General features: G+C 70.8%; 16 protein-coding genes. 4 read left to right on the top strand and 12 right to left on the bottom strand.

Going from position 1 to position 13,759, the window contains the following annotated elements; genetic code table 11:
• Nucleotides 1-88 precede the first annotated feature (88 nt).
• Entirely contained in the window at nt 89-1,078 is a 990-nt protein-coding gene (locus tag HL652_RS00805; RefSeq protein ID WP_171703543.1) for a helix-turn-helix domain-containing protein, read from the top strand.
• On the opposite strand, the gene HL652_RS00800 is transcribed toward HL652_RS00805, so the two are convergent.
• The 5 genes from HL652_RS00800 to HL652_RS00780 all read right to left on the bottom strand — a co-directional run bounded on the left by HL652_RS00800 (nt 1,065) and on the right by HL652_RS00780 (nt 5,922).
• On the bottom strand, nt 1,065-2,267 hold the full coding sequence (locus HL652_RS00800; RefSeq protein ID WP_171703542.1) for an MFS transporter: 1,203 nt from the start codon (nt 2,265-2,267) through the stop codon (nt 1,065-1,067). The two genes, HL652_RS00805 and HL652_RS00800, sit on opposite strands and share 14 nt — an antisense overlap.
• Nucleotides 2,268-2,389: 122 nt before the next feature.
• A complete protein-coding gene (locus tag HL652_RS00795) occupies nt 2,390-3,685 on the bottom strand; it encodes a GAF domain-containing protein (protein WP_171703541.1) in 1,296 nt (431 codons plus the stop codon).
• 63 nt (nt 3,686-3,748) lie between these two features.
• On the bottom strand, nt 3,749-4,780 hold the full coding sequence (locus HL652_RS00790) for a PrsW family glutamic-type intramembrane protease (RefSeq protein WP_171703540.1): 1,032 nt from the start codon (nt 4,778-4,780) through the stop codon (nt 3,749-3,751).
• Nucleotides 4,777-5,352: a hypothetical protein gene (locus HL652_RS00785; RefSeq protein WP_171703539.1), complete on the bottom strand. Its 576-nt coding sequence runs from the start codon at nt 5,350-5,352 to the stop codon at nt 4,777-4,779. Before HL652_RS00785 ends, HL652_RS00790 begins: the two co-directional genes overlap by 4 nt.
• 63 nt (nt 5,353-5,415) lie before the next feature.
• Nucleotides 5,416-5,922: an 8-oxo-dGTP diphosphatase gene (locus HL652_RS00780; RefSeq protein WP_253743554.1), complete on the bottom strand. Its 507-nt coding sequence runs from the start codon at nt 5,920-5,922 to the stop codon at nt 5,416-5,418.
• Nucleotides 5,923-6,012: 90 nt separating this feature from the next.
• On the opposite strand from HL652_RS00780, the gene HL652_RS21595 reads away from it, so the two are divergent.
• Nucleotides 6,013-6,183 carry a hypothetical protein gene (locus tag HL652_RS21595; RefSeq protein ID WP_253743552.1) on the top strand — a complete coding sequence of 57 codons (171 nt, stop codon included), beginning with the start codon at nt 6,013-6,015 and terminating at the stop codon, nt 6,181-6,183.
• A gap of 10 nt (nt 6,184-6,193) precedes the next feature.
• On the opposite strand, the gene HL652_RS21590 is transcribed toward HL652_RS21595, so the two are convergent.
• Nucleotides 6,194-6,385 carry a hypothetical protein gene (locus tag HL652_RS21590; RefSeq protein WP_253743550.1) on the bottom strand — a complete coding sequence of 64 codons (192 nt, stop codon included), beginning with the start codon at nt 6,383-6,385 and terminating at the stop codon, nt 6,194-6,196.
• Between the two features lies 1 nt (nt 6,386).
• Here HL652_RS21590 and HL652_RS21585 point away from each other — a divergent pair, with 1 nt between their 5' ends.
• Complete coding sequence (locus HL652_RS21585; protein WP_253743548.1) at nt 6,387-6,539, top strand: TraR/DksA family transcriptional regulator; 153 nt, start codon at nt 6,387-6,389, stop codon at nt 6,537-6,539.
• On the opposite strand, the gene HL652_RS00770 is transcribed toward HL652_RS21585, so the two are convergent.
• The 4 genes from HL652_RS00770 to HL652_RS00755 all read right to left on the bottom strand — a co-directional run bounded on the left by HL652_RS00770 (nt 6,540) and on the right by HL652_RS00755 (nt 10,496).
• Entirely contained in the window at nt 6,540-6,818 is a 279-nt protein-coding gene (locus tag HL652_RS00770; protein ID WP_171703537.1) for a hypothetical protein, read from the bottom strand.
• Nucleotides 6,818-7,336: an amino-acid N-acetyltransferase gene (locus HL652_RS00765; RefSeq protein ID WP_171703536.1), complete on the bottom strand. Its 519-nt coding sequence runs from the start codon at nt 7,334-7,336 to the stop codon at nt 6,818-6,820. Before HL652_RS00765 ends, HL652_RS00770 begins: the two co-directional genes overlap by 1 nt.
• A gap of 106 nt (nt 7,337-7,442) precedes the next feature.
• Nucleotides 7,443-9,959, bottom strand: coding sequence for an ATP-dependent Clp protease ATP-binding subunit (locus tag HL652_RS00760; protein WP_171703535.1), 2,517 nt, complete (start codon nt 9,957-9,959; stop codon nt 7,443-7,445).
• 105 nt (nt 9,960-10,064) lie between these two features.
• Entirely contained in the window at nt 10,065-10,496 is a 432-nt protein-coding gene (locus HL652_RS00755; RefSeq protein ID WP_216603958.1) for a DUF5684 domain-containing protein, read from the bottom strand.
• A gap of 50 nt (nt 10,497-10,546) precedes the next feature.
• Here HL652_RS00755 and HL652_RS00750 point away from each other — a divergent pair, with 50 nt between their 5' ends.
• The gene (locus HL652_RS00750; protein WP_171703534.1) at nt 10,547-11,485 is read left to right on the top strand and encodes a pirin family protein; all 939 of its coding nucleotides are present in this window, start codon (nt 10,547-10,549) and stop codon (nt 11,483-11,485) included.
• Nucleotides 11,486-11,524: 39 nt separating this feature from the next.
• On the opposite strand, the gene HL652_RS00745 is transcribed toward HL652_RS00750, so the two are convergent.
• Both HL652_RS00745 and cls read right to left on the bottom strand, forming a co-directional pair.
• Nucleotides 11,525-12,094: a manganese efflux pump MntP gene (locus tag HL652_RS00745; RefSeq protein ID WP_171703533.1), complete on the bottom strand. Its 570-nt coding sequence runs from the start codon at nt 12,092-12,094 to the stop codon at nt 11,525-11,527.
• Between the two features lie 156 nt (nt 12,095-12,250).
• Nucleotides 12,251-13,723, bottom strand: coding sequence for a cardiolipin synthase (gene cls / locus HL652_RS00740; protein ID WP_171703532.1), 1,473 nt, complete (start codon nt 13,721-13,723; stop codon nt 12,251-12,253).
• Nucleotides 13,724-13,759: the final 36 nt, after the last annotated feature.

Here is a 13,759-nt window from a genome sequence, read left to right as displayed (position 1 = left end):
CCGCGCGGGCCAGTGCCGGGCGGGCCCGTGCCGGACCAGGCAGGGCCGGGCGGGGAATGACGGATGCGCGGCCGGGCTTGAACTGTGCATGACCACCCTCGACACGGCAGACGACGCCCTCGGCGAGCTGCTCGCCCGGCTGCGCTGGACGGCCACCTCGACCGACGAGAGCCGCCTCGCCCGGGGCGATCGCGTCGCGCGAGGCGGCGACACGGTCACCCTGCACCAGGTGCTCGCCGGTTCGGTGCGGGTCGACCGCGAGGGCCGCACGGTGGAGGTCTCGGCCGGCGATTTGCTGCTGCTGTCGCGCGGGGGCGCCCACACGGTGACCGCCCGAGACGACTCCTCGCTGTTCACGGTCGAGCTGCGTCTCGACGACGGCGCCTCGGCCATCGCCGCGGCCCTGCCCGAGATGCTCGTGACCTGCTGCTTCCTGGTGCGCGAACCGCTCATCGCCCAGCTGCTCGAGCTCCTGCGTGAGGAGCGCGGCGCCGGGAGGCCCGGAGCGAGCTCGATGATCACGGCGCTCGCGAACGTGGTCGCTGCAGCCGCCATCCGGGCCTGGATCGAGAGCGGATGCGCCGACTCGTCGAGCTGGCTGGTCACTCTGCGCGACCCCCACATCGCACGCGCCGTCGAGGCGATGCACGCCGAACCGGGACGGCACTGGTCGGTGGAGGGGCTCGCCCGCCTCGCGCGGTCGTCGCGCTCGACGTTCTCGGAGCGCTTCCGCGCGACGGTCGGTGAGCCCCCGCTGCGCTATCTGGCGCGCATCCGGATGGACCGCGCGAAGGAGCTGCTCGGGCGCGAGCGATGGAGCGTGGGGCAGACCGCGACCGTGCTCGGGTACTGCTCGGAGGTGGCGTTCAGCCGCGCCTTCCGCCGCCACGCCGGGGACTCGCCCTCGGCGTGGCGGCAGCGCGCTGTCGAGGCGGCCGGCGCCGGCGCCAGGGGCGGTGGCGCCAGCGACGCCGTCGGCTCCGCGACGGCCGGCGGCACCAGCGCCGGCCCCGACACCAGCACGAACACCGCGCTGATCGCGCACCGCGCCGCCGCGCCCGCGCTCAGCGACTCCTGAGCGAGCTCAGCAGCACCCCGCCCACGACGGCCGAGACACCGCCGGCCACCAGCGCGAGCTGCACCCCCACCGAGTCGACGAGCACGCCGCCGACCACCGCTCCGGCTGCGATGGCGAGCTGGAAGGCAGCGACCTGCAGCCCGCCGACGCTCTCGAGGCGGTCGGGCGCCGAGCGCGCCAGCCAGGTCTGCAGCGTCGTGGGCACGGCGCCGAAGGCGAAGCCCCACAGCGCGACCGCGGCGATGACGCTCACCGGCGCTCCTCCGGAGAGGGCGAAGACGGCCATCGCCGTCCCGAGCAGGGTCGGGAACACGAGGATGGCGGTGCGCATGCGCCGGTCGACCAGCGGCCCGGCGACGAGGTTGCCGGCGAAGGCGGCGACGCCGTAGACGAGCAGCAGGGTGGCGAGCCCCGCGGTGTCGAAGCCCGCGATGGTCTGGGCCGCCGGGTTGATGTAGGTGAATCCGGTGAAGTGCCCCGCCGCGACGAACGCGGTGGCGACGAGCCCGAGCACCACGAGGCGGGAGCGGAGCGCCCCACCGAGCTGACGCAGGCCGGGCGCTCCGGCCGGCGCGAGCGACGGCAGCACCATGAGCTGCACGGCGAGCGCGACGAGGCCGACCCCGGCCGCGAGCAGGAACACGGCCCGCCACCCCCAGAGCTCGCTGAGCCACGCGCCGAGCGGGATCGCCGCCACCGTCGCGAGCGACACGCCCGTGTTGACGACGGTCATCGCACGCCCGAGCCGCGCGGGGGCGACGAGCTGGGCGGTCATGGCGATGGCGAGTGCCCAGAAGCCACCGATGGCGATGCCGATGAGGATGCGCGCCAGCAGCAGCACCGGGTAGTTCGGCGCCACCGCCACGAGCACCGAGGAGGAGATGGCGAGGGTGGTGAGCCCCAGCATCACGAGCCGGCGATCGATGCGCGGCAGCACCACGGGCAGGGCGAGCCCGGCCACCGCGGCGACCAGTGCCGTGACGGTGACCGACTGGCCGGCCACGCCTTCGCTCACGCCGAGGTCGGTGGCCATGGTGGTGAGGAGGCTGGCGGGCAGGAACTCGGCCATCACCAGCGCGAAGACGCCGAGGCCGAGCGAGGCGACGCCGGCCCAGGAGTCGCGGCGACCGGCGGCGACGGGCGGATGCGCGGTGTCGGCGAGAGGAACGGAACGGGTGTCTGTGCTCATGAGAGGGGTCAACGCCGCGAGCTCCGCGCACCATGCGACCGATCGTCGCCCGCACCGTGCCGATCGTCCGGAGTCGCGGTTGGAGCCTGAGTCCCGCCCGTCCGCGGCCCCACCCCGCCGCGTCAGCCCTCGAGCGCCTCCAGGTGCGCGACCACCCCGGCCCGCTTCGGCGACCGCGGGGGCAGCAGCCTCAGCGCGGCGGCCCACACCTCCGCGTCGCCCAGGCCGTCTTCGGTGGCGGCGTAGTCGAGCATCACGTCGACCGCCGCATCCGTCAGCATCGCCTCCCGCAGTCGCGTGCGCAGCTGGGCCCTGATGTCCTCGACGCCCGGCGCCTCCGACGCCGGAAGCAGCGGCCCGCGCGAGGCGGCGAGCGCCACCCGGTGCGCGCCGCGGTCGAGCAGCGAGATGACGTGGTGGGCGTCGAGCTCGAGCGGCACCGAGAGGCGGTAGGGCCGCGAGAGCAGCTCGATGCCCGTGCCCTGCTGGTCGAGGATGCGCCGCAACCGGACGATCTCGGCGCGCAGCGTCACGAGCGCCTCCTCGCCGTAGACGAGCTCGGCGAGCCGCGACGCCGACAGCCCTCCGCGGTGCCAGGCCAGCACCGTGACGATCTCGGAGTGGCGGAGGCTCAGCTCGGCCGTCACGTCGCCGGCGAGCAGCTCACCGGTGTCGCGACCCAGCACGTGCAGCGAGGTCGGGCGGCGGCGGGCCCGCGGCGCACCGGCCGCACCCCCGGCGCCGTGCGACGGCGCGAAGCCGGCCACGCTCATCCGCTCGGCGTGCTCCCCAGGGCGCGACCCGCGCTCGCGCAGGGCCTTGAGTCGCAGCACCATGAGCTCGGCCTCGGCCGCCGCCGCGGTGGCCTCGATGAGCGGGAGGGTGTGGGGGTCGACGGCGCGTGCGTCGCCCGTGATGTCGATGACGCCGAGAATGCGGCGGGTCTCCGGGTCGTGCACCGGCACCGCGGTGCAGCTCCAGCCGTGCACCAGCCGGTTGAAGTGCTCGGCGTCGTGGATCTGGATGCCGTGGTCGAGCTCGAGCGCCGTGCCCGGCGCCGAGGTGCCCACCGTGCGCTCCGACCAGCCCGCCCCCTCGACGAAGCGCATCTGCTCGGCCCGTCGCCGCGCGGCGTTGTCGCCCTCCACCCAGAGCAGGCGCCCCATCTCGTCTCCGACGGCCACGAGGAGTCCCGAGCCCTCCGCGTCGCGCACCAGCAGCTTGCGGATGACCGGGAGCACGGGGGCGAGCGGATGCGCGAGCCGGAAGTCGGCGAGCACGTCTTCGCCCACCTCGAGCGTGGGCAGGTGCTCGGGGTCGAGCTCGCGCTCCCGCGCCCGCTGCCACGACTCGTGCACGACCGAGCGCGGGCGCCGGGGCACCGCGAGCTCGGGGAGCGCGAGCCAGGGGCTTCTCATGGCGCAACCGCCCATCGTCGTCGATCGAGGAGGAGGCGTCGCCCGCTCGGGGCGACCGCGGTCTCAGTATCGCTCGCCGCCGCCGGGAAAGCCAGCGGGTTCCGCCCGGGTACGCGCCCACTCCGACAGCTCCCGGTCGCGTTCCTCCCGCTCCGCCCGGCGGGCCAGTCGCCCCGACGAGGGTCTCCAGAGGGCGGCGACGGATGCTGTTGCGGGGAGGCCAAAGCGGAGAGCATCCGTTCTCAGCAGCGCGAGCTCGGAGCGCAGCGCCCACCACCAGGCGGCGGCGGTGGCGGCGACGGTCACGACGTAGAGCACGTCGACGAAGAGTGCGGAGGCGAGTCCGTCGGCGGTGAACGGCGGCAGATCCCAGAGGGCGTGGAGCAGCATGGCAGCGACGAGCAGGGCGACCGCGACCAGCCAGCGGCGCACGGCACCGCTGCCCGTGGTGCGGGAGAGGGCGAAGGCGAGACCGGCGCCGGCGAGCGAGGTCCACAGGGCGTGCAGGGCGAAGCCCTGCGTGAGGCGATCGACACTGCTCGCCAGGGCCGCTGCAGCCTGCTCCGCCGCACCGCCCTCGACGTCGGCAGCGGCACCCAGGGCGTAGTAGATGTTCTCCAGCACGTCGAAGCCGGCACCCACCACGAAGCCGAGGGCGAAGCCGTCCATGACGGTGAGTCGCCGCGGCAGCGTCAGGCTCAGCAGGGCGAGCACCCCGAGCAGCTTGAACACCTCCTCGTTCAGCGGTGCCGACAGCGCCGCACCGAGGCTCTCGAGCCCCGCCTTGGTGAGGAACGACCCCAGGGAGTCGTTGGCGTACCCCACGAAATCGGCTGCCGCGAACCCTCCCCAGAGGAATGCCAGCACGGCCAGCACGACGCGCTGCCGCCGGAGCGGATCGGCAAGGGCGATGACGACCAGGGAGATCGCGGTCTGCAGCATGACGAAGAGCCAGCCGACGCCGCCGGCCTCCGGCATGGCGATGGTGCCCGTGACGTTCGAGAGGTCGACGGCGAAACCCGCGACGAGCAGCACGACCACCACCCAGAACAGGAGCCGGCGCACGAGCGGCGGTTCGGGAGCCGTCGCCGTCATCGGGTGATCTCCACCGAGCCGAGGAGGGCGCCGACGTCGGCGCGCATCCGCTCCTCGTCACCGCGCAGGTACTCGACCGTCACGAGCAGGCCCAGTTCGCCGGTGGGAACCCCGTCGTCGCCCTCGCCGCCGCCGGCGGAGAGCACCAGGTAGGCGCGCTCCCGCTCGCCGTCGGAGCGCGGCAGTTCGCCGGCACCGAGGGGAAGACCGGATGCGGTGGTCGCCGCCGTCGCGCCGGTGACGGCCGGGTCGGTGACCTCCTCGAGCGCGGCCGCGACGTCGTCGCCCACGTCTTCGACCAGGACGAGCTCGAGCCGGGCGTCACCGTCGGCGGAGCTGTACTCGGCCGAGGAGTCGTCGAGCGCGTCGGTGTACCAGCCCTCCGGCGCGAGGAAGCCCACCACGGCCGCATCGTCGGAGGAGACGAGGATCTCGCGCTGGTAGAACCCCACCCGGTCGGGTTCGGCAGCCGGGGCCGCCGTGTCGACCGCGGCAGCCGACCCGAGGAGCAGCCCTCCGACTCCGATCACGACGGCGGAGACCACGATGTCGCGGCGCACGAAGGAGTTCATCCCTGCCACCGTATGCAGCGCATCCGGGTCGGCGCCAGCCCGCGAACGGGGCGCGCGTGCGGGTCACACCGCGACGCGGGACGACCTCATGGTGTGCGAGCTCACGGTGGTGCAGTCGGCTCCGAAGGTGAAGTCGCCGAGCACCCGCTGGCCGGCCAGCACCTGGGGCAGCCAGTACTTCGCGTCGTCCCACATGTCGTCGAGCGGCAGGTCGTCGACGCGGTACCAGGCGGGGACGACCTCGTCGCTCTCGAGCGGTTCACCGCTGAAGCGGCTGGCGACGAAGACCGTGGAGTCCTGGCTCCAGTTCTCGCGGAAGGGGAAGGAGAACTTCACCAGCCCGTGCTCGGTGAGGTCGGCGGGGTCGACCACGAGGCTCGACTCCTCCTCGATCTCGCGCACCGCGGCCTCGAGGGCCGTCTCGCCCGCCTCGATCTTGCCGCCGAGACCCACGATGTTGCCCGAGCCCATTCCCGTCTTCTTGCGGCCGAGCAGCACCTCGACGGCGCCGTCGACACCCACGCGGGTGAGGAAGGCGACGCAGACCTGATAGGGCGAGACGGGGGACACCCCCGGATGATAACCCGCCCATGTGTTCGGGATGTTTCAGGACCGGTCACCGCCCTGGGCGCGAGGGCGAGCCGGGCGTAGCCTGGAGGCATGAGCACATTCGTCGATCCCCCCACCCCCGAATCGTTCGAGCACAACGGCCAGCACCCCGAGGTCGAGGAGGACGAGCAGCCCGACTCCTTCGACGAGCGCGTGCAGGAGGAGTTCAAGGAGTTCATCGGCGACGCCGAGCCCACCGACGGGCCCGCACCGGCAGGCTGATCACGGCCGATCACGAGGGCGCCGCCGAGCGACTCACCGAGGAGCGCGCCGCCGCAGCCGAGGAGATCAGCTCGCTCGAGTCTGCGATCGGCGCGCTCCGCAGCATCCGGCAGGCGTCGTCGGACGACGACGAGCACGACCCCGAGGGCCCGACCCTGTCGAGCGAGTGGTCGCGACTGTCAGGGCTGCTGGCTGCGGCCACGGTGCGGCTCGACGACACCGACGCTGCACTCGCCCGGCTCGACGAAGGTCGCTACGGGGTGTGCGAACGCTGCGGTGAGGTGATCAGCGCCGGAAGGCTCGAGGCGCGGCCGACCGCACGGCTGTGCATCGGATGCGCCAGCGCGGCGCGGTAGTCACGCCCGGTCGGTCTCCCCGCCGAGCTCCCACGGCAGGGGTCCCTCGAGCTCGACCGGCTCCTCGGGCGGGCTGTCGAAGCCGCCCGGCCGTTCGACCCGGCCGAAGAAGCCCATCTGGTTGCTCTTGCGGCGCACCGATTCAGCCTCGGCGGCCTCCGCATCCGTCTCCCCCGCCGCACGGCGCCCGAAGTAGCGGGCGCGGAGACGCTCGTTGAAGCTCGGGCGGCCGCCGTCGTCGGGGCCCGGTGTGTCGGGGCCCTGCTCGTCGGTCGCCATCACAGGTGCTTCAGCATGCGCGTGTTGCCGAGGGTGTTCGGCTTCACGCGGGCCAGGTCGAGGAACTCGGCGACACCCTCGTCGGGCGAGCGCACGAGCTCAGCGTACACCTCGGGGTCGACGAGCGAGAGCGGCGACGCGGTGTAGCCGTTGCGCTCGAAGAACGGCACCTCGAAGGTGAGGCAGAACAGGCGGCTGAGGCCGAGCTCGCGGGCATCGGCCTCGATCTGCTCGAGCAGCGCCCTCCCCACACCCTTGCCGAGCCAGTCGTCGTGCACGGCGAGAGTGCGCACCTCGCCGAGGTCTTCCCAGAACACGTGGAGCGCCCCGCATCCGATCGCCCGGCCCTCGGCGTCTTCGGCGATGCGGAACTCCTGCACGGCCTCGTAGAACACCACGGCGTCTTTGCCGAGCAGGATTCGTCGCTGCACCAGGGGCTCCACGAGGCTCTGGATCCACGGGACGTCACTGGTGCGCGCCCGCCGCACGGTGAAGGCGGGCGCTTCGCTCGAACTCATCGAACCAGCGTAGTGCTCGCGCGAGCCCCTCCTGCCCGATGGGAACGCCGAAGGGCCGGCCACCCTGAGGTGACCGGCCCTTCGTACGTCGTCGAGCGAGCGGTGGCTAGTCGAGGTCGCCCAGCGCGGCAGCGGCGGCGGCCGCCGCGACCTGCTCGCCGTCGCCGGCGCCGATGGCGACCGGCTCGCGCGAGCTCTGGGTGAAGACGAACTTGCCGTCGAGGAAGTCGACGTGGATGTGGTCACCCGCGTTGAGCTCGCCCTGCAGGATGCGCTCCGACAGCTGGTCTTCGACCTCGTGCTGCATCGCTCGGCGGAGCGGCCGGGCACCGAGGGCCGGGTCGAACCCGACCTCGATGAGGCGCTCCTTGGCGGCGAGGGTGAGCTCGATCGACATGTCGCGGTCGAGCAGACGGTCGCGCAGGCGCTTGATGAACAGGTCGACGATCTGCAGCAGCTCGCTCTTGTTGAGCTGCGGGAACACGATGGTGTCATCGACGCGGTTGAGGAACTCCGGCTTGAAGTTCTTCTTCAGCTCTTCCGAGACCTTCGCCTTCATGCGGTCGTACGACGTCGCCTCGTTGCCCGACACCTGGAATCCGATGGGGCTGCCCGTGATGTCTTTGGTACCGAGGTTGGTCGTCATGATGATGACCGTGTTCTTGAAGTCGACGACACGACCCTGACCGTCGGTGAGACGACCCTCCTCCAGCACCTGCAGCAGCGAGTTGAAGATGTCGGGGTGGGCCTTTTCGATCTCGTCGAAGAGCACCACGCTGAAGGGCTTGCGGCGCACCTTCTCGGTGAGCTGGCCGCCCTCCTCGAAGCCGACGAACCCGGGAGGGGCACCGAACAGCCGCGAGACGGTGTGCTTCTCGCCGTACTCCGACATGTCGAGCGAGATGAGTGCGTTCTCGTCGTCGAACAGGAACTCGGCGAGCGCCTTGGCGAGCTCGGTCTTGCCGACGCCGGTGGGGCCGGCGAAGATGAACGAGCCCGAGGGGCGCTTCGGGTCTTTCAGGCCCGCGCGGGTGCGGCGGATGGTGCGCGACAGCGCCGCGATGGCCTCGTTCTGGCCGATGACCCGCTGGTGCAGGGCCTTCTCCATGAACACGAGGCGTGCCGACTCCTCCTCGGTGAGCTTGAACACCGGGATGCCCGTGGCCTGCGCCAGCACCTCGGCGATGAGCCCCTCGTCGACGATGCCGGAGGTCTGCACGTCGCCCGACTTCCACTGCTTCTCCAGGCGCAGTCGCTCGCCGAGGAGGTTCTTCTCCTCGTCACGCAGCGACGCGGCCTTCTCGAAGTCCTGGTCTTCGATCGCGGCTTCCTTCTGGCCGCGCACCGTGGCGATGCGCTCGTCGAACTCACGCAGCTCCGGCGGGGCCGACAGGATCGACAGGCGCAGGCGCGCGCCGGCCTCGTCGATCAGGTCGATGGCCTTGTCGGGCAGGAAGCGGTCTTGCACGTAGCGGTCGGCCAGGTTCGCGGCGGCGACGATGGCGCCGTCGGTGATCGACACCTTGTGGAACGCCTCGTACTTGTCGCGCAGACCCTTCAGGATGTTGATCGCGTGGGGCAGCGACGGCTCGGCCACCTGGATGGGCTGGAAGCGGCGCTCGAGCGCGGCATCCTTCTCGAAGTGCTTGCGGTACTCGTCGAGGGTGGTGGCGCCGATGGTCTGCAGCTCGCCGCGGGCCAGCAGCGGCTTCAGGATGCTCGCCGCGTCGATCGCGCCCTCGGCGGCACCCGCACCCACGAGGGTGTGGATCTCGTCGATGAAGGTGATGATGTCGCCGCGGGTGCGGATCTCCTTGGTGACCTTCTTCAGGCGCTCCTCGAAGTCACCGCGGTAGCGCGAGCCGGCGATCAGCGAACCGAGGTCGAGGGTGTAGAGCTGCTTGTCTTTCAGGGTCTCGGGCACGTCTCCGCGCACGATGGCCTGGGCGAGGCCCTCCACGACGGCGGTCTTGCCGACGCCGGGCTCACCGATCAGCACGGGGTTGTTCTTCGAGCGGCGCGAGAGGATCTGCATGACCCGCTCGATCTCCTTCTCGCGGCCGATCACCGGGTCGAGCTTGTTGTCGCGCGCGGCCTGGGTGAGGTTGCGGCCGAACTGGTCGAGGATCTGCGAGCCCTTGTCGGGAGCCGCGTCGTTGCCGCCCACCGCGACCTGCTCCTTGCCCTGGTAGCCGGAGAGCAGCTGGATGACCTGCTGACGCACACGGTTGAGGTCGGCGCCCAGCTTCACGAGCACCTGGGCGGCGACGCCCTCGCCCTCGCGGATGAGGCCGAGCAGGATGTGCTCGGTGCCGATGTAGTTGTGGCCGAGCTGCAGCGCCTCACGGAGGCTCAGCTCGAGCACCTTCTTCGCGCGCGGCGTGAAGGGGATGTGCCCGGTGGGCTGCTGCTGGCCCTGGCCGATGATGTCTTGAACCTGCTCGCGCACGGCGTCGAGCGAGATGTTGAGAGACTCGAGCGCCTTGGCGGCGACGCCCTCACCCTCGTGGATCAGCCCCAGCAGGATGTGCTCGGTGCCGATGTAGTTGTGGTTGAGCATCTTGGCCTCTTCTTGGGCCAGGACGACGACGCGGCGGGCGCGATCGGTGAATCTCTCGAACATGTCAGTCTCCCTGGTCGCCAGGGCCGGTGGATGGCGACCGTTAGGAAGAGACTAACGAGCGAAGGGGGGCCGGGCAGCCCCTGTTCGCCGTGGGCGTGACTCGGCTCAGATGCGCACCTGGCCCGCACCCTCGCCCTGGTACGGGGCGCCTTGGTACTGCGCGCTGCCGAAGCCGAGGATGGGGTAGCCGATGAACGGCAGCGGCCAGAACAGCAGGAAGAAGCCGAACGCCCCGCCGCGGCCGAACCTGCGAGCCACCTCGACGGCGATGATGATGCCGACGATGATGTTGGCGATGGGGAGGATCAGCCAGATGAACCACCAGCCGGGGCGGCCGGCGGTCTTGCACAGCGTCCAGAGGTTGTAGAACGGGACGATCGCGGCCCAGCCGTGGAGGCCGGCCTTGTTGAACACCGCCCACTGGCCCGCGATGGTGAGCACCGCGACGGCGAGGCTGAACACCCCCGTGATCGGGTCGAGCTGGTAACCGTAGTTCCAGACGAAGCTGTCGTTATCGGCGAGCACGGATGCGAGCATGGTTCCCCCTGTAAGGCCTGACATTGGGCCGAGCCACATAGTATTCGGTCATGGAGAGCCTCGAGGTGATCGCCGCGCGCGAGGTGCCGCTCGGCGGCCCGCGCGCGATGACGGTGCACCGCACCCTGCCGAGCAAGGGGCGCAGCACCATCGGGGCGTGGTGCTTCATCGACCACTACGGGCCGTCCGACGTGGCGGAGACCGGGGGCATGGTCGTGCCGCCGCATCCGCACACCGGGCTGCAGACGGTGAGCTGGCTATTCGCCGGCGAGATCGAGCACCGCGACTCGGTCGGCAGCCACGCTTTCGTGCGGCCGGGCACCCTCAACCTGATGACCGCGGGGCACGGCATCTCGCACTCCGAGGTGTCGACCGCCGCCACCCGCACGCTGCACGGGGTGCAGCTTTGGGTGGCGCTTCCCGACGCCTCGCGCGACGTCGACCCGTTCTTCGAGAGCGTCGACGCGGTGACCACGACGGTCGACGACGCCACGGTGAGCGTCTTCGTGGGGTCCCTCGGCGGCGTCTCGGTCGGTGCCACGACCTTCTCGCCGCTGGTGGCAGCCGAGATCCTGCTGCCGGCCGGCGGGCGCGCGGAGCTGCAGCTCGATGCCGCTTTCGAGCACGGCGTGCTCGTCGACGCCGGGCCGGTCGAGGTCGACGGCGAGAGCTTCGAGCGCACCGAGCTGGTGTACCTCGGCGAGGGCCGCGCATCCGTGTCTCTGGGGGCGGGCGAGCATCCGGTGCGGCTCGTGCTCATCGGGGGCACGCCGTTCGGCGAGCAGCTGCTCATGTGGTGGAACTTCGTGGGGCGCACCCACGAGGAGGTCGTGGGGTACCGCGACCAGTGGCAGCGCGAGTCGGGATTCGAGGGCGCTGACGCTCCGGATGCTGCGCCCCGCCGCTTCGGAGCCACCGACCACCACTACACCGGCAGGCCCCTCCCCGCGCCCGTGCTGCCCGGAGTGCGCCTGCAGCCCCGCCGCTAGAACGCCCTCGTCGCTGGCGCCGAGCCGGGCGCCGCGTCGCTAGAACGCGATGACGCCGAGGTGCTCGAGCAGGATCTTGAGGCCGATGAGCACGAGGATGACACCGCCGACGACCTCGGCGGGGCCGCGGAAGCGAAGGCCCACCCGGTGGCCGACGACGATTCCGGCGAAGGTGAGCACGGCGGTCGTGACGCCGATGACGGCGATGGCCTCCCAGATCGACGCGGCGACGAAGGCGAGCGAGATGCCGACGGCGAGGGCGTCGATGCTCGTGGCGACCGCGAGCACGAGCAGCTCGCGCACGTCGAGGCGGCTCTCGATCTCTCTCTGCTCGGCCTTGGCGAAGGCCTCCCAGATCATCTTGCCGCCGATGAGGGCGAGCAGGCCGAAGGCGATCCAGTGGTCGACGGGCGCGATGAACTGGTTGAGCTGCGTGCCGAGCACCCAGCCGAGGAGCGGCATCGCGGCCTGGAAAGCGCCGAAGGTCAGGGCGATGACGAGGGCGTGGCGCACGTCGAAGCGCCGCATCTGGAGGCCCTTGCCGAGGGCGACCGCGAAGGCGTCGGCCGAGACGCCGAGCGCGAGCAGGAAGATCGACCAGAGTGCCACGGGATTGCCTTCGGTAAGCGCCGACGCCAGAACAGCATCGGCGTCGTCGCTGCCCCGGGGAATGCCGCCGCGGCCGTGCACCAGTGTGGCCGACCGGGGCGCCCCCGCGCGACCTGAACCCCGCGATTCCCAGTATTTCGGCCCGCCGAACAGGGGCTACTGGATGGCGGAGGTGAGGCGGGCGAGGTTGTCGAGGATGGTGGAGCGGAGGGGCTGCTTGCGCCACTCCTCGAGGGTGAGTTCGCGGCTCACCTCGCGGTAGCCCGCCTCGACCTCGCGCATCTCGTCGACGAAGCTGCGGCCGCGCACCATGAGCGAGACCTCCATGTTGAGGCTGAACGAGCGCATGTCCATGTTGCTCGAGCCGATCACGGCGACCTCGTCGTCGATGGTGAAGTGCTTGGAGTGCAGGATGTACGGCGCCTGGTACATGAAGATGCGCACGCCCGCCCGCAGCAGCACCTCGTAGTAGGAGCGCTGCGCGTGGTACACCAGCGCCTGGTCGCCGATCTCGGAGACGAACAGATGCACGTCGACCCCGCGCTGCGTGGCGGTGGTGATGGCGTAGAGCATCGCGTCGTCGGGCACGAAGTAGGGGCTCGTGATGATGATGCGCTCCTGCGCCGCGTAGAGCAGCGCGAGGAACAGGCGGAGGTTGTTCTCGCCCTCGAATCCGGGACCGGAGGGGACCACCTGCATGTCGAGCGCATCCGGTTCGTCGTCGATGATGTCGTCGGTGATGGCGCGGGTCTCGCGCAGCAGCAGCTCGTTCGACTCGCTGTACCAGTCGGTGATGAAGATGGCGTTGATACCCGCCACGATCGGCCCCTCGAGGCGCGTCATGAGGTCTTGCCACTTGAGCCCGCGGCGGATGTTGCCCTTCTTGTTGTAGCTGCGGTCGACCACGTTCTGCGATCCCATGAACGCGACGTCGCCGTCGATGACGAGGATCTTGCGGTGGTTGCGCAGATCGGGCCGCTGCCACTTGCCCTTCAGCGGCTGCACCGGCAGCATGAAGTGCCATTTCACGCCCATCTGGTTGAGCAGCTTCACGGTCTTCTTGTACCCGGGCGCCCGCACGGAGGCGATGTGGTCGAGCAGCACCCGCACGGTGACCCCGCGCTTCACGGCGGCCGCCAGCGCCTCGAAGAACGGCTTCGTGGTCTCGTCGTAGGAGAGGATGTAGAACTCGGCGTGCACGTAGCGGTGCGCCTTGTCGATCTCGTCGGTCATGAGACGGATGCTCGCGTCGTAGTCGCCGACGAGCGACGCCTGGTTGCCGCCCACCAGGGGCATCGCTCCGAGGGTGCGGTTGAGCTCGACGACGTTCTTGAACCACGGCGGCCACGGGTCGTCGTCGCTGACGCGCTCGATGCCCTCCGTGGTCTCGATGATGAACTCGTTGATGGCGTACTGCTTGTCGCGCCGGCCCTTCGGGAGCTTGTAACTGCCGATGAGCAGGAACAGCAGGAACCCGACGTACGGCAGCACGAAGATGGCCATGAGCCACGCGATGCCGGTGGAGGGCCGGCGATTGCGCGGCACGATGATGACCGCGATGATGCGGATGAGCAGGTCGACCGCCAGCAGCAGGAGCGCGACCAACGCCGCTATGTCCGCACCCGTCACTGCGCCTCCCCTGTCGAACTCCCAGGGATACCGTAT

This window comes from Herbiconiux sp. SALV-R1 (genome assembly GCF_013113715.1).
GTDB lineage: Bacteria > Actinomycetota > Actinomycetes > Actinomycetales > Microbacteriaceae > Herbiconiux.
The sequence above is the reverse complement of the archived record's forward strand: the minus strand, read 5'-3'. Positions and strand labels throughout refer to the sequence as shown.

Excerpts from the sequence above, each read along its gene's own strand:
- HL652_RS00805 (WP_171703543.1), top strand. The coding sequence starts at position 89 with ATGACCACCCTCGACACGGCAGACGACGCCCTCGGCGAGCTGCTCGCC.
- HL652_RS00800 (WP_171703542.1), bottom strand. The coding sequence starts at position 2,267 with ATGAGCACAGACACCCGTTCCGTTCCTCTCGCCGACACCGCGCATCCG.
- HL652_RS00795 (WP_171703541.1), bottom strand. The coding sequence starts at position 3,685 with ATGAGAAGCCCCTGGCTCGCGCTCCCCGAGCTCGCGGTGCCCCGGCGC.
- HL652_RS00790 (WP_171703540.1), bottom strand. The coding sequence starts at position 4,780 with ATGACGGCGACGGCTCCCGAACCGCCGCTCGTGCGCCGGCTCCTGTTC.
- HL652_RS00785 (WP_171703539.1), bottom strand. The coding sequence starts at position 5,352 with ATGAACTCCTTCGTGCGCCGCGACATCGTGGTCTCCGCCGTCGTGATC.
- HL652_RS21595 (WP_253743552.1), top strand. The coding sequence starts at position 6,013 with ATGAGCACATTCGTCGATCCCCCCACCCCCGAATCGTTCGAGCACAAC.
- HL652_RS00770 (WP_171703537.1), bottom strand. The coding sequence starts at position 6,818 with ATGGCGACCGACGAGCAGGGCCCCGACACACCGGGCCCCGACGACGGC.
- HL652_RS00765 (WP_171703536.1), bottom strand. The coding sequence starts at position 7,336 with ATGAGTTCGAGCGAAGCGCCCGCCTTCACCGTGCGGCGGGCGCGCACC.
- HL652_RS00760 (WP_171703535.1), bottom strand. The coding sequence starts at position 9,959 with ATGTTCGAGAGATTCACCGATCGCGCCCGCCGCGTCGTCGTCCTGGCC.
- HL652_RS00755 (WP_216603958.1), bottom strand. The coding sequence starts at position 10,496 with ATGCTCGCATCCGTGCTCGCCGATAACGACAGCTTCGTCTGGAACTAC.
- HL652_RS00750 (WP_171703534.1), top strand. The coding sequence starts at position 10,547 with ATGGAGAGCCTCGAGGTGATCGCCGCGCGCGAGGTGCCGCTCGGCGGC.